Raw genomic sequence first — 13,966 nt, forward strand, 5'->3', positions numbered from 1 at the left:
ATCTCTATGCTGCAATTACTTCTCCGTCGTGTCGCCAAAGGCCTGCTCTGGTTCGCAGCGACGAGTGTCGTGCTGGTGCTGATTTTCCGTTGGGTCCCTCCTCCGTTTACCGCCTTGATGGTCGAGCGCAAAATTGAATCCTGGTTCGACGGTCAGCCCATTGACCTGCAGCGCGACTGGGAGTCATGGGACAACATCTCCGATGACCTGAAAATCGCTGTCATTGCCGGCGAGGACCAGAAGTTTGCCGAGCACTGGGGTTTCGATATCGACGCCATTCAGGCGGCACTGGTTCATAACGAACGCGGCGGCTCCCTGCGCGGGGCCAGTACGCTGAGCCAGCAGGTGTCGAAAAATCTGTTTCTGTGGTCGGGCCGCAGTTACTTCCGCAAGGGTCTTGAAGCCTGGTTCACCGGGCTGATCGAGGTGTTCTGGTCCAAGCAGCGCATTCTTGAGGTGTACCTGAACAGCGTTGAATGGGACGACGGCGTCTTCGGCGCCCAGGCGGCCGCGCAGCATCACTTCCATGTGAATGCGAGCCAGCTTTCGACGCAACAGGCAAGTTATTTGGCCGCCGTCCTGCCCAACCCACGGGAATGGAGCGCCAGCCACCCCAGCAGCTATGTCTCGCGCCGCGCCGGCTGGATCCGCCAGCAGATGCGTCAGTTGGGTGGGGATGAGTATCTGATGGGGCTGAATCACAGTCGGAAGTGGTGAGCCCAAGTCTGGCTTTATGGCTTTCGTAGGACTGGATGTAAGCTTCCGTAGGACCGGCTTTAGCCGGGAACGCGTCACACGTCACACGTCACGCCGCAAGCCTAATGGCGCTCAACCCGGTTTCTTCCCGGCTGAAGCCGGTCCTACTGAGATACATCCCACAAACAAAAACGCCCCGATCATCTCGGGGCGTTTTGCATTTCGGCGTAGCAATCAGGCAGCGATCGACAGCTTCAGCTTGTTCATCGCGCTCTTCTCCAGCTGACGAATACGCTCGGCGGAGACGTTGTACTTCTCGGCCAGGTCGTGCAGCGTGGCCTTCTCTTCCGCCAGCCAGCGCTGATACAGAATGTCGCGGCTGCGGTCATCGAGCACGTTCAACGCTTCGTGCAGGTTGGCCGTCGAGCTGTCAGTCCAGTCAGAATCTTCCAGCTGACGCGCCGGATCGTAGCGATGGTCTTCCAGGTAGTTGGCCGGCGACTGGAAGGCGCTGTCGTCGTCGGCTTCTGCTGCCGGGTCGAAGGCCATGTCGTGGCCGGTCAGACGGCTTTCCATCTCGCGCACTTCGCGGGGTTCGACACCCAAGCTTTCCGCTACGCGATGTACTTCTTCGTTGTTCAGCCAAGCCAGGCGTTTTTTCTGGCTGCGCAGATTGAAGAACAGTTTGCGCTGAGCCTTGGTGGTCGCGACCTTCACGATGCGCCAGTTGCGCAGGATGAACTCGTGAATCTCGGCCTTGATCCAGTGCACGGCAAAGGACACCAGGCGCACACCCATCTCGGGGTTGAAGCGCTTCACGGCCTTCATCAGGCCAACGTTACCTTCCTGAATCAGGTCAGCCTGAGCCAGGCCATAACCGGAATAACTGCGTGCGATATGCACGACAAATCGCAGGTGGGCGAGCACCATCTGCCGAGCCGCCCCCAAATCCTGCTCATAGAAGAGACTCTCGGCCAGTTCACGCTCCTGCTCTGGCGTCAGCAGTGGGATGCTGTTAACCGTGTGCACATAGGCTTCCAGGTTCGCACCCGGGACTAAGGCATACGCAGGTTGCAAAGAATTGGTCATTACGAAAAACCTCCGACACATAACTCGTGCAGTTCAGCACTGCGAAATTGACCGGGAACCGCTAGACAAGTTCCCTGAGCTGAAAAGTCAATAGGTGAAACAAAATTTACTAACGATGTAGCCACTCAACATTAACGAGGCGCCAACTCTCTTAAATGGCGTGCCACTGCAATCCACGCACCGATATACCCCAACAGTACCGCTCCAAGCAAGAGCGACACGCCGTCGGACACCGGCACGCCGGCAAGGGCAAAGTTGCTGCCGTAGAGTCCGGCCAGCCGGACCACCGCTTCGTTCAACCAGTCTAGCCCGAAAGCGAGAACACCCCAGGAAAGAACCCCGGCACCCAGCCCGTACAACGCACCCATATAAAGGAAGGGCCGACGGACGTAACTGTCCGTACCGCCTACTAACTTGATGACCTCGATTTCCGTACGACGGTTCTCGATGTGCAGACGAATGGTGTTACCGATGACCAACAGCAGCGCTGCGACCAACAACACCGTCAAGCCGAACACGAACCGGTCACCCAGTTTGAGGATCGCTGCCAACCGCTCGACCCAGACCAGATCAAGCTGGGCCTGCTGCACCTTAGGCAACTCGGCCAGATGCGTACGTAATGCTTCCAGCGCGGCTTTGTCAACTTCCAACGGTGTAACCAGCACAACACCGGGCAGCGGGTTTTCAGGCAGTTCCTTCAGTGCCTCGCCCAGACCAGACTGCTTCTGGAACTCGTTCAGTGCCTCATCGCGGCTGATGTATTCGGCATCGGCGACGCCGCCCATTTCCTTGATCTGACGGACAAGGCCCTCGCCTTCACTCGGCGATGCGTCCAGTTGCAGGTACAGAGATATCTGCGCCGCGCGCTGCCAGGATCCGCCCAGGCGCTCGACATTGCTCAGCAACAACGACAAGCCCATCGGCAAACTCAGCGCAATGGCCATCACCAGACAGGTAAAAAAGCTGCCAATGGGCTGCTTGCCGAGACGGCGCAGGCTGTCTAGCAGGCTTGAACGGTGGGCCTCGATCCAGGCATTGAACAACTCGCCGAAACTCGGGCCATCGTCGTCATCGCGTTTCTTTTTCTTTTGCGGCGCCGGGTCTGAAGCTTTGGGCGCTACGCGTTCGGACACCTTGGGACTGCGAGTGGCACTCATACGCCAGCCTCCCCGTCGCCGATCAGTCGGCCGCGTTGCAACGTCAGCATGCGATGGCGCATCCGCGCGATCAATGCGAGGTCATGACTTGCAATCAGCACGCTGGTGCCCAATCGGTTGATGTCTTCGAACACACCCATGATTTCAGCTGCCAGTCGCGGGTCGAGGTTACCGGTGGGTTCGTCCGCCAGCAGCAGGGCCGGGCGGTGAACGATGGCGCGGGCGATGCCCACGCGCTGTTGCTGACCGGTGGACAAATCGCCCGGGTACAGCTCGGCTTTGTCCGATAACGCAACGCGCTCAAGCGCCGAGTCGACGCGCTTGACCACTTCGGTCTTGGACAGGCCAAGGATCTGCAGGGGCAGCGCGACGTTATTGAACACCGTGCGATCAAACAGCAATTGGTGGTTCTGGAACACGACGCCGATCTGACGACGCAGAAAAGGAATCTGCGCGGTGCTGATCTGGCCCAGGTCCTGACCCGCCAGCAACAGCTTGCCCGTGGTAGGACGCTCCATCGCCAGCAGCAGGCGCAGCAAGGTACTTTTGCCCGCTCCGGAGTGACCGGTCACAAACAGAAATTCGCCACGACGTACTCGAAAGCTCAGCTCATGCAAGCCGACGTGTCCGTTCGGATAGCGTTTACCGACCTGTTCGAAACGAATCATGGGCGCTCCCGCTCGGCGAATAGGGCTTGGACGAACGGCTCGGCTTCGAAGGTGCGCAGATCGTCGATGCCTTCGCCGACACCGATGTAGCGAATCGGCAGGCCGAACTGCTTGGCCAGCGCAAAGATCACGCCGCCCTTGGCCGTGCCGTCGAGCTTGGTCAGCGCAAGGCCGGTGAGCTGGACGGTCTGGTTGAACTGCTTGGCCTGGTTGATCGCGTTCTGGCCCGTACCGGCGTCCAGCACCAGAAGCACTTCGTGGGGCGCGTCGGCGTCGAGCTTGCCGATCACGCGGCGAACCTTCTTCAACTCTTCCATCAGGTTGTCTTTGGTGTGCAGGCGGCCCGCCGTGTCGGCGATCAGCACGTCGATGCCGCGTGCCTTGGCGGCCTGAACGGCATCAAAAATCACCGAAGCGGAATCCGCGCCCGTGTGCTGGGCAATGACCGGGATCTTGTTGCGCTCGCCCCAGACCTGCAGCTGCTCAACGGCTGCGGCGCGGAAGGTGTCGCCTGCCGCCAGCATGACTTTCTTGCCTTCCAGCTGAAGCTTCTTGGCGAGCTTGCCAATGGTGGTGGTTTTACCCGCGCCGTTGACGCCAACAACCAGAATCACGAAAGGCTTGTGCTGCGAAGTGATGACCAGCGGAGCTTCCACCGGCTTGAGCATTTCAGTCAGCTCGTTCTGCAGCGACTTGTACAGCGCATCGCTGTCGGTGAGCTGCTTGCGCGCTACTTTCTGCGTCAAGTTGCGCACGATCGCCGACGTTGCTTCCACGCCGACGTCGGCGGTCAACAGCCGGGTTTCCAGCTCGTCGAGCATGTCGTCGTCGATGGCTTTTTTGCCGAGGAACAGGCTGGCCATGCCTTCGCCGAGGCTGGCGCTGGTTTTCGACAGGCCCTGCTTCAGGCGCGCGAAGAAACCAGGCTGCTTGGGTGCGGCGGATCCTTCGAACGGGACAGGCGGCACGTTGGTTTCAAGAACGGGCACGGCAGCTGCGGCTGGAACCATCGGCGCTGTCGTCAGCGGCGGCGCCAGCGACGGGAGATCATTGCCAGACACCGGATCAGGCAGCGCGACCGGGGTCGGCTCAACAGACGGAGCCACTTCGAATGAGGTGGTGTCGATGAGCGCCGGTTGAGCGGGGACTTCAGCCAAGGGAGCGGCTGCAGATTCCACGTTGGACTCGGTGTGAACCGGGATGGGCGGCGTAACGTGAGGCTCGCGCTCATCGGTGAAAGCGACTGGCTCTTCAGCAACAGGCAGGTGAAGCCAAGGATCGTCGACCGGGGCCGAAAGCGCTTCAGTCGTCGCTGTGTGTGGCAAGGGCTGCGACGTGGGTTGCGGCGCGCGCTCGGCCGGGATGACCGGGGCGTTGATCTGCTCAGCAACAGCCGGCGCCTGATCGGGCACGGATTCTGGCGCGGGGGCGGGGGCATTCTGAGGCGGTTCTGGAGTGGCTTCCTGCGGCTTTTTGCGCAGCCATCCGAACAGGCCTTTCTTCTCGCCAGCAGGGGCTGGGGTCTTCTTGTCGTCGTTGGAACCAAACATGGAGGACGGCTATCTCACGGTAACGACGCGCCAGAGCGGCGCCTCTGAAAAATTCTGTATGCGAAACAGACTGCTTTTATGTCCGCTTGTTCATAGGTTGCCCACGTCAAATAAGCGGACCGTCGCCAGGCCGTCCTACCCGCGAATTCGGGCCAGGTCTTACAAGGTCTGTTTACGGCTCGGACATCTTAGCCATAGTCGTCAGGCAAACTGGCCGCTATCCTAACACCCCCGCGCCCGCTGACGCTAAGCAGGCCGTCTCCAAGGTTCAAATCACGAATGAATGCTCTAGCCCGCTGTGCCGCAGGCCTGCTGCTCAGCACAATCTGTTTGCCCTTCGCCGCATCGGCTGCCGACCCACAACCCACCACCGAATTCACGCTGGACAACGGCCTGAAGGTCGTCGTCCGTGAAGATCACCGCGCGCCGGTCGTGGTTTCACAGGTCTGGTACAAGGTCGGCTCCAGTTACGAGACGCCTGGCCAGACGGGCCTTTCCCACGCGCTGGAACACATGATGTTCAAGGGCAGCTCCAAGGCAGGTCCGGGCGAAGCATCGCTGATCCTGCGCGACCTGGGCGCTGAAGAGAACGCCTTCACCAGCGATGATTACACCGCTTATTACCAAGTGCTGGCCCGTGATCGACTGGCTGTTGCCTTCGAACTGGAAGCCGACCGCATGGCCACCCTGCGCCTGCCCCCTGAAGAGTTCGCCCGGGAGATCGAAGTCATCAAGGAAGAGCGCCGCCTGCGCACCGATGACAAGCCGAACGCCAAGGCCTACGAGCGCTTCAAGGCCATCGCCTACCCCGCCAGCGGCTACCACACGCCCACCATCGGCTGGATGGCGGACCTTGAGCGCATGAAGGTCGAGGAGCTGCGCCACTGGTATGAATCCTGGTACGTCCCCAACAACGCCACGCTGGTGGTGGTCGGTGACGTGAAGCCTGATGAAGTAAAAGCCCTGGCTGAGCGCTTCTTCGGCCCGGTGCCACGCCGCGACGTACCGCCGTCGAAAAAACCGCTGGAGCTTGCCGAGCCCGGCCTGCGCCAGATCACCGTGCATGTCGCCACGCAGATGCCGAGCCTGATGTATGGCTTCAATGTGCCGAGCCTGGCCACCGCCCCCGATCCACAGTCAGTCAACGCACTGCGCCTGATTTCGGCCTTGCTCGACGGCGGCTATAGTGCGCGCATCCCGACCCGCCTGGAGCGTGGCGAAGAGCTGGTAACCGGCGCCTCATCCGATTACGACGCCTACACCCGCGGCGACAGCCTGTTCACCATCAGCGCCACGCCCAATCAGCAAAAGAAGAAAACCCTCGCCGACGCTGAAGCCGGCATCTGGCGCCTGCTCGACGAGCTGAAAACCAAGCCGCCCGCCAAGGAAGAGCTGGAGCGGGTCCGGGCCCAGGTGATCGCCGGATTGGTCTACGAGCGCGATTCCATCACCAGTCAGGCCAGCACCATTGGCGAACTGGAAACAGTGGGCCTGTCCTGGAAACTCATCGATCAGGAACTGGCCGCGCTGCAAAGCGTGACGCCGGAAGACATCCAGAAAGCCGCCTGTACGTACTTCACCCGCGAGCGCCTCGCCGTTGCGCATGTTTTGCCTGAGGAGAAAGCCCAATGAACCAGCGCAACGAATCCCGCTTTGCGCGAACGCGGGCCTGCTCCTTCGCACTTGCCGTAACCTTTGGTCTGTTCGGTGCGGCATCGGCGATGGCAGAGACCGCCGCCGAAGCCCCGAAAGCCATCGATAAGGCCGCCAACACGCTGGAATCCCTGAAAGAGCTGGACGGTAAAGCGCCGGCTCGCCGCTCGCTGAACATCCAGTCGTGGAATACCGCCGAAGGCGCTCGCGTGCTCTTCGTCGAAGCCCATGAACTGCCGATGTTCGACATGCGCCTGCTGTTCGCGGCCGGCAGCAGCCAGGACGGCGCCAATCCTGGTATTGCGCTGGTCACCAACGCGATGCTCAACGAGGGCGTCAAAGGCAAGAACGTCAGCGCCATCGCCGAAGGTTTCGAAGGGCTGGGCGCTGATTTCGGCAACGGATCCTATCGCGACATGGCGATCGCTTCGCTGCGCAGCCTGAGCGCCGCTGACAAACGCGAGCCTGCGTTGAAACTGTTTGCCGAGGTGGTGGGCAAACCGACCTTCCCGGCGGACTCGCTGGCGCGGATCAAAAATCAGCTGCTGGCGAGCTTCGAATATCAAAAGCAGAACCCGGGCAAGCTCGCAGGCGATGAGCTGTTCAAGCGGTTGTACGGCGATCATCCCTACGCGCATCCGAGCATGGGCACGGCCAAAAGCATCGCGCCTCTGACCTTGGCTCAACTGAAGGCCTTCCATGCCAAGGCCTACGCCGCTGGCAATGCAGTGATTGCGCTGGCCGGAGACCTGACGCGAACGGAAGCCGAAGCGGTCGCGGCGCAAGTTTCCGCTGCGCTCCCCAAAGGCCCGGCGCTGGCACCAACCGTCGCACCCACCGAACCCAAGCCGAGTGAGACTCACATCGAGTTTCCGTCCAAGCAGACGCACCTGATGCTGGCTGAACTGGGCATCACTCGCGGCGATCCTGATTACGCGGCCCTGTCACTGGGCAACTCGATCCTCGGTGGCGGCGGCTTCGGCAGCCGTCTGATGACCGAAGTGAGGGAAAAACGTGGCCTGACCTACGGCGTCTCTTCGGGCTTTACGCCGATGCAGGCACAAGGTCCGTTCATGATCAGCCTGCAGACCCGGGCCGAACTCAGCGAAAACACCCTCAAGCTGGTGAAGGACATCACCCGTGAATTCCTTGCCAACGGCCCGACCCAAAAAGAGCTCGATGATGCCAAGCGCGAACTGGCCGGCAGCTTTCCACTGGCGACTGCCAGCAATGCGGCCATCGTTGGCCAACTGGGCGCAGTCGGCTTCTATAATCTGCCGCTGACCTACCTCGAAGATTTCATGACGCAGTCCCAGAGCGTCACGGTCGAGCAGATCAAGACCGTGATGAACAAACATCTGGACGCCGACAAGCTGGTGATCGTGACCGCAGGTCCGACCGTCCCGCAGAAGCCACTGCCACCCCCTACTGACAAACCCGCCGAGCAACCGCTCGGTGTTCCGGAGCACTGATGACCTCGACTTCCAAGCCGCCGCGTATCCACAAAGGGCACAAAATCCACACGGGCCTGGGCCAACTGCGGATCATCGGCGGCGAATGGCGCAGTCGCCGTCTGAGTTTCCCTGACGCCCCCGGTCTGCGTCCGACGCCGGACCGTGTGCGGGAAACCCTGTTCAACTGGCTGGCCCCGTACATCGAGGGCGCGCGCGTGCTCGATCCGTTCGCCGGCAGTGGCGCGCTGTACCTCGAAGCCCTGTCCCGCGGCGCCAGCATGGGTCTGGCGCTGGATACCAACTCGATGGCGATCTCCAGCCTGCGCGAACACCTCGGCACGCTGCGTTGCACCGTCGGCAAAACCGCTACCGGCGACGCGCTCCGTCATCTGGAGACCCAGCCGGCCGAACAGTTCGACGTGGTGTTCCTCGACCCGCCGTTCCACCAGGACTTGCTGATGCCTGCCTGCACGCTGCTGGAAGAGCGCAACTGGCTGGCGGACAGCGCGTGGATCTACACCGAAAGCGAAACCGCGCCGTCGACGCTGGGCATGCCCGCCAACTGGCGCCTGCACCGTGAAAAGAAAGCCGGTCAGGTTCACTACGCGGTGTGGGAACGCAGTGCCGTCGCGAGCTGACCTTCCCGGGTTTGTCCCGGCATTCGGCCTGGGCAACCCGCACTTGCAGACCCTGTGGGGACCGCTCTGGCGGCCGACCACTCACCTCGAGCGTCGGCGCGAGCGCATCTGGCTGGAAGACGGTGATTTCCTCGACATGGACTGGCACGGCCCGCACGACGCCACTGTGCCGATCGTGCTGGTGCTGCACGGTCTGACCGGCTCGTCCAACTCCCCCTATGTCGCCGGGCTGCAGCACGCCATGGAAAAACGCGGCTGGGCCAGTGTTGCCCTGAACTGGCGAGGTTGTTCAGGGGAGCCGAACCTGTTGCCCCGTAGCTATCACTCCGGCGCCAGCGAAGACCTTGCCGCCGTGATCGATCATCTGCACAAGGCTCGACCGTTGGCGCCGCTTTACGCGGTCGGGTATTCCCTCGGCGGCAACATTTTGCTCAAGCACCTTGGCGAAACCGGGTTCGACAGCCACCTGCAGGGGGCTGCGGCGGTGTCGGTGCCGTTTCGACTGGACGAGTGCGCCGACCGGATCGGGCTGGGGTTTTCCAGGGTTTACCAGCGGCACTTCATGCGCGAGATGGTCGGCTACATCAAGGACAAGCAGCGACGCTTTCAGCACGAAGGCCTCAGTGACGGGCTGGCAGAACTGGCGGCACTGGGCTCGCTGAAAGACATGCGCACGTTCTGGGATTTCGACGGGCGCGTGACAGCGCCGCTCAATGGATTCGTGGACGCCCATGATTACTACCGGCGCGCCTCCAGTCGGTACTTCCTCGGCGCCATCCGCACGCCAACGCTGCTGATTCAATCCCTGGACGACCCGTTCGTGTTCAAGCACAGCCTGCCTGAAGGCTCGGAGCTTTCGCCCAGTACCGAATTCGACCTGCAGAAAAAAGGCGGGCACGTGGGTTTTGTGGGCGGCACGATTAGAAAGCCGACGTATTACCTGGAGCAACGGATTCCGGCGTGGTTGACGGACGTCCATGGCACGCAGCCAAGCCGCTAACGCCTGCACGATCGTTCAAGACACGTGTGCGCCACCCGCTTACCATCCGGGGCATAAGGAGAAAAACCATGTCCCGTCATCAATTCTTCGTCCGCGGCCTTCGCGACAGCGTGCCGATGCTGGTTGGCATTGCCCCATTCGGCATTATCTTCGGCACCCTCGCCGGTGTGGGTGGGCTGACCCTGTGGCAGGCGGTCGGCATGTCGATGTTCGTTTACGCAGGATCGGCGCAGTTTATCGTCATCAGCCTGATGGGCGCCGGGGCCGGCGCGGTGGTGATTCTGCTGACCACGTTCATCGTCAATTTGCGCCACGTGCTGTACAGCGCCACCCTGCAGCCACAGGTTCAGGGGCTGCCCCAGCGCTGGCGACTGCTGCTGGCGTTCTGGCTGACGGACGAAACTTTCGCCATTGTTCAACGCCACTACCTGGTCCACGGCCGGACGCCGCTCGCGCATTGGTACTGGCTGGGCGTGGCGAGCTCGCTGTATGCCTGCTGGGTAAGCAGCTCGCTGGTGGGCGTGCTGTTTGGTCAGGCTTTTCCCGACATGGCCAGTTGGGGCCTGGAGTTCGCGATGTTGGCAACCTTCATCGGCATCGTCGTGCCCCTGCTGCGCAACCAACCGCAGATCGCCGCCGCGCTGGTCGCTGGCGCGGTTGCCCTGCTGACATGGTCATGGCCCTACAAGCTGGGGCTCATGGCCGCAGCGTTCAGTGGCATCGCGGCGGGGGTGTTTCTGGAGAGAAGGCAAGCGGCAAGGCTGGACGACATGACCCCGAACGAGGTGCGCCCATGACGTACTGGTGGCTGATTCTGGGCATGGCGGCGATCACTTTTCTGATGCGCTACAGCCTGTTCGCCTGGCCGAACCTGCGTTTCCCGCCGCTGGTGCGCCAAGGCCTGCATTACGTACCCACCGCCGTGCTGACCGCCATCGTCGTCCCTGGCATGTTGCTGCCCGACGGCGCGCACTGGCAGTTGTCCCTGGACAACGCCTACTTGCTGGCCGGGATCGTGTCGATTGGCATTGCGGCATTCAGCCGTAACCTTTTGGCGACCATTGGCGGCGGATTGCTGGTGTTCTTCTTGCTGCGCTGGGCGATGGGCCAGATGTGAGGCACCTACGTCGCCACTTTAGTCCCCGGTCGCGACGCCCCGCTGCGGGTCGTTGATCCATTCGCTCCACGATCCCGCGTACAGCGCCCCCAACGGATACCCGGCGAGGGCCAAGGCAAACAGGTTGTGACAGGCCGTCACGCCGGAACCGCAATAGGCGACGAGCGCATGGGCAGGACGGCCTTGTAGTGCCTCGGCGAAGCGCTGCTTCAATTGCTCTGCCGGGAGAAAGCGGCCATCCGGCCCGAGGTTGTCGGTGAATGCCGCGCACTGTGCGCTCGGAATGTGCCCCGCAATAGGGTCGATGGGCTCGACCTCACCCCGGAACCGCGCGGGGGCACGTGCGTCAATCAGCGTCATGGCGGGATCGCCGATGCGGGCCTGCAGTTGCTCGGCCGTCAGCACCATCGATTCATCTGGCACGCCGTCGAATGAACCCTCGGGTTGGTGCGGCGGATCAAGACTCAGCGGCAGACCCGCCCCATGCCAGGCCTTGAGCCCGCCATCGAGCACATACACGCCGTCGCGCTTGCCCAGCCACGCCAGCAACCACCAGGCTCGGGCGGCATACGCACCCGGGCCATCGTCGTAAAGCACGATGTCGCTGTGGTTGTTCACACCCCAGAACCGCAAGCGCTCGATCAGTGTCTGCGGATCCGGCAGCGGGTGGCGACCGGTCACACCCTTGGTGATGGCACCACTGAGATCATTGAGCAAGTCAGCGTAAGAAGCTCCTTCGATATGGCCCTCTGCGTAGCTGCGCTGGCCGTAGTCCAGATCGTCCAGCGACGAACGACAATCCAGTATCACAAGCCCGGGCTGGGTCAGGCGTTCTGACAATTGTTGCGGGCTGATCAATTGCGCGATGGACATGACAGGCTCCTGCAGGCAGTAAAAAAGGGCGATATGACAATCGAGTGAGACGACCGGGCCGAGTTAGCCAGCGTCTTCCAGTGCCTTGGCCAACGGCACGTAAAACTCCGCGCACAGCGTATTCACTGCTTCCCGCGCCTGGGGCGTGACGTAGGCCAGTTCCAGCATCAGCACCTGATAAACGCCGCGACGTATCGCGTCCTCATTCAGGTGAGCGGCGTTTTCCCGGGTGGTGCACAGAAAACGCACCCAAGACGTGAGGATGATCCACGCATTGAGCGTCAGCGATTCGATCTGGACCTTGTCCATGCTCAGAATCTGCGCGTCGACAAAGCCGCTGTAAATGGACATCGCCTTGATCAGGCAGTGTTGGGAAAAGCGTCGGTAACGCACTGCCAGCTCGGGATCGGTTTCAAGCAGGTGCTCGAGGTCGCGGTGCAGAAAACGGTAGCGCCACATGCCGTCGATGATCGCCATCAGGTAATGGCGTTTGTCTTCGACACCCGGCAGACGGCCCTTGGGCGGGTGAAGAAAGCTGTCGACCAGCGTTTCGTATTCGGTGAACAACTCGGCGATGATCGCCTGCTTGTTGGGGAAGTGGTAGTACAGATTGCCGGGCGACATTTCCATGTGCGCAGCGATGTGATTGGTGCTGACGCTGCGCTCGCCCTGCTGATTGAACAGCTCCAGGCTGCTGTGCACGATGCGTTCACGGGTGTTGATGCGTACGGTTTTGATGCGTACGGTTTTGATGCGCGGCGCCATGTTCAACTCGAACGTCGAAACGTAACAGGGATGTGCCGGATCTTAACGCAAGCGTCGGATCCGTTGCAGACTTCATCGCTCCACGGCCGTTGCCACCCTGAGCCGAACCACCGCTGCGACGCCAACACCGAGCACGGCTGCCGCCAGCACGTTGATTAAAATGACGCCGCGCAGACCGATCGGCGCCGTCAGCACTCCCACCAGTAACCCGGCCAGTGGTTGCGACAGGTTGTTCAGCAGCGTGATGACGCCGACGGTCTTGCCGAAGTCCCGCGCCGGAATGACCCGCTGACGAATGCTGCGCATGTAGACGTTGAACATCTTGTCGAAGCCGACGATCAGCAGAAAGCCGACAAGGTAGACCTCGGATGACGCACTTGTGGCGGTAATGAATGCGCCCAGCAGCAAGGCGATGTATGACATCACACCGAGCAGTTTCAGCGGCAGGCTGACCCGGGCCAGAACAAACAGAATCGCGATGGTCAGCAAGGCGCCCGCCGCCTGCAGACCGGCGTAGAAATCTTTGCTCTCGCCAAACGAGCCGATCACCATGGCCGCCGAGCTGGCCAGGGTGACGCCGACGATCAGGTTAACGCCGACCGCCAGCAAAATGATCTTCTTCAGCTCGGCCAGTCGGAAGATGTGTCCGAAGGCGATTTTCAGTGGCTGGGTCCAGCGGCCTGCGTGCTGATCAAAGCGCTCCAGCGTGACGTCGCTCTTGCGTTGCCAGACGCCCATGGCGAGATCCGCCGCAACGAACACCAGCGCCACACCCATCACGACGCCCCACCACGGACAGATTTCCAGGGCCAGCGCGGCCAGCAAAGGCCCGAGCACCAGGCCGGTCTGGTCGGCGATCTGAGAGTAGGAGAGCGTCTTGCCGTAGCGGTAATCCGGGAAAATATGCGGCATCACCACTTCCCGGGCCATGATCCCCTGGGTGGTCAGGACGCCGCAGATCGCCGACAGCCCGATCAGCCAGCCGATGCCGCCAAACAGGCCGTACAGCCCCATCGCGACCAGACAGATCAATGCGCGGTAGATCTGGCTGATGTGCAGCAACCGGATGGGCGAGTATTTGTCGCACAGCGCGCCGCAAATCGGGAATGCAAGGAAGCGCGGCAATGTCTCGACGAAGAACGCCAGCCCCGCCAGAGACGCGCTGTTGGTGGTTTGAAAGACAATCAGCGGCACCAGAAACAGCAGAACCTGATCGGCGAGGCGGGAGAGAAACAGGGAAATGAAAAACGCCAGATAGTCCGTGCGCATTGAGACTCCGTGTCGGGTGGTGCAGGGGCGGCAGTTC

13 protein-coding genes and 1 pseudogene are annotated in these 13,966 nt (G+C 61.5%); 7 read left to right on the plus strand and 7 right to left on the minus strand.

Features of this window, described 5'->3' with window-relative positions:
• The first annotated feature begins 6 nt into the window (after positions 1 to 6).
• On the plus strand, positions 7 to 717 hold the full coding sequence (gene mtgA, locus ACYASU_RS08375) for a monofunctional biosynthetic peptidoglycan transglycosylase (protein WP_463582506.1): 711 nt from the start codon (positions 7 to 9) through the stop codon (positions 715 to 717).
• Positions 718 to 930: 213 nt separating this feature from the next.
• On the opposite strand, the gene rpoH is transcribed toward mtgA, so the two are convergent.
• The 4 genes from rpoH to ftsY all read right to left on the minus strand — a co-directional run bounded on the left by rpoH (position 931) and on the right by ftsY (position 5,160).
• Positions 931 to 1,785, minus strand: a complete 855-nt coding sequence (gene rpoH, locus ACYASU_RS08380) for an RNA polymerase sigma factor RpoH (protein ID WP_463582507.1) — start codon at positions 1,783 to 1,785, stop codon at positions 931 to 933.
• A gap of 131 nt (positions 1,786 to 1,916) precedes the next feature.
• Entirely contained in the window at positions 1,917 to 2,942 is a 1,026-nt protein-coding gene (ftsX, locus tag ACYASU_RS08385; RefSeq protein ID WP_192172988.1) for a permease-like cell division protein FtsX, read from the minus strand.
• Positions 2,939 to 3,610, minus strand: coding sequence for a cell division ATP-binding protein FtsE (ftsE, locus tag ACYASU_RS08390; RefSeq protein WP_037018829.1), 672 nt, complete (start codon positions 3,608 to 3,610; stop codon positions 2,939 to 2,941). The genes ftsX and ftsE overlap by 4 nt, the downstream gene beginning before the upstream one ends.
• Positions 3,607 to 5,160 (minus strand): signal recognition particle-docking protein FtsY, encoded by a 1,554-nt coding sequence (gene ftsY, locus ACYASU_RS08395; RefSeq protein ID WP_463582508.1) that lies wholly within the window; start codon positions 5,158 to 5,160, stop codon positions 3,607 to 3,609. The genes ftsE and ftsY overlap by 4 nt, the downstream gene beginning before the upstream one ends.
• 279 nt (positions 5,161 to 5,439) lie before the next feature.
• Here ftsY and ACYASU_RS08400 point away from each other — a divergent pair, with 279 nt between their 5' ends.
• The 6 genes and pseudogenes from ACYASU_RS08400 to ACYASU_RS08425 all read left to right on the plus strand — a co-directional run bounded on the left by ACYASU_RS08400 (position 5,440) and on the right by ACYASU_RS08425 (position 11,022).
• On the plus strand, positions 5,440 to 6,792 hold the full coding sequence (locus ACYASU_RS08400) for a M16 family metallopeptidase (protein ID WP_463582509.1): 1,353 nt from the start codon (positions 5,440 to 5,442) through the stop codon (positions 6,790 to 6,792).
• Between the two features lie 116 nt (positions 6,793 to 6,908).
• A pseudogene (locus ACYASU_RS08405) lies at positions 6,909 to 8,285 on the plus strand (M16 family metallopeptidase); the annotation flags it as partial.
• The gene (gene rsmD, locus ACYASU_RS08410) at positions 8,285 to 8,905 is read left to right on the plus strand and encodes a 16S rRNA (guanine(966)-N(2))-methyltransferase RsmD (protein WP_065991110.1); all 621 of its coding nucleotides are present in this window, start codon (positions 8,285 to 8,287) and stop codon (positions 8,903 to 8,905) included. The pseudogene ACYASU_RS08405 and the gene rsmD, both read left to right, overlap by 1 nt.
• Positions 8,889 to 9,905 carry a hydrolase gene (locus tag ACYASU_RS08415; RefSeq protein WP_463582510.1) on the plus strand — a complete coding sequence of 339 codons (1,017 nt, stop codon included), beginning with the start codon at positions 8,889 to 8,891 and terminating at the stop codon, positions 9,903 to 9,905. The genes rsmD and ACYASU_RS08415 overlap by 17 nt, the downstream gene beginning before the upstream one ends.
• A gap of 68 nt (positions 9,906 to 9,973) precedes the next feature.
• A complete protein-coding gene (locus ACYASU_RS08420; protein ID WP_463582511.1) occupies positions 9,974 to 10,702 on the plus strand; it encodes an AzlC family ABC transporter permease in 729 nt (242 codons plus the stop codon).
• Positions 10,699 to 11,022 (plus strand): AzlD domain-containing protein, encoded by a 324-nt coding sequence (locus tag ACYASU_RS08425; protein ID WP_192172994.1) that lies wholly within the window; start codon positions 10,699 to 10,701, stop codon positions 11,020 to 11,022. The genes ACYASU_RS08420 and ACYASU_RS08425 overlap by 4 nt, the downstream gene beginning before the upstream one ends.
• Before the next feature lie 18 nt (positions 11,023 to 11,040).
• On the opposite strand, the gene ACYASU_RS08430 is transcribed toward ACYASU_RS08425, so the two are convergent.
• The 3 genes from ACYASU_RS08430 to ACYASU_RS08440 all read right to left on the minus strand — a co-directional run bounded on the left by ACYASU_RS08430 (position 11,041) and on the right by ACYASU_RS08440 (position 13,929).
• The gene (locus ACYASU_RS08430) at positions 11,041 to 11,895 is read right to left on the minus strand and encodes a sulfurtransferase (RefSeq protein ID WP_346627257.1); all 855 of its coding nucleotides are present in this window, start codon (positions 11,893 to 11,895) and stop codon (positions 11,041 to 11,043) included.
• A gap of 63 nt (positions 11,896 to 11,958) precedes the next feature.
• A complete protein-coding gene (locus ACYASU_RS08435; protein ID WP_463582512.1) occupies positions 11,959 to 12,660 on the minus strand; it encodes a TetR/AcrR family transcriptional regulator in 702 nt (233 codons plus the stop codon).
• A 72-nt stretch (positions 12,661 to 12,732) separates the two neighbouring features.
• The gene (locus tag ACYASU_RS08440; protein ID WP_463582513.1) at positions 12,733 to 13,929 is read right to left on the minus strand and encodes an MFS transporter; all 1,197 of its coding nucleotides are present in this window, start codon (positions 13,927 to 13,929) and stop codon (positions 12,733 to 12,735) included.
• Between the last annotated feature and the right edge of the window lie 37 nt (positions 13,930 to 13,966).

This window comes from Pseudomonas sp. HP_12 (genome assembly GCF_055283955.1).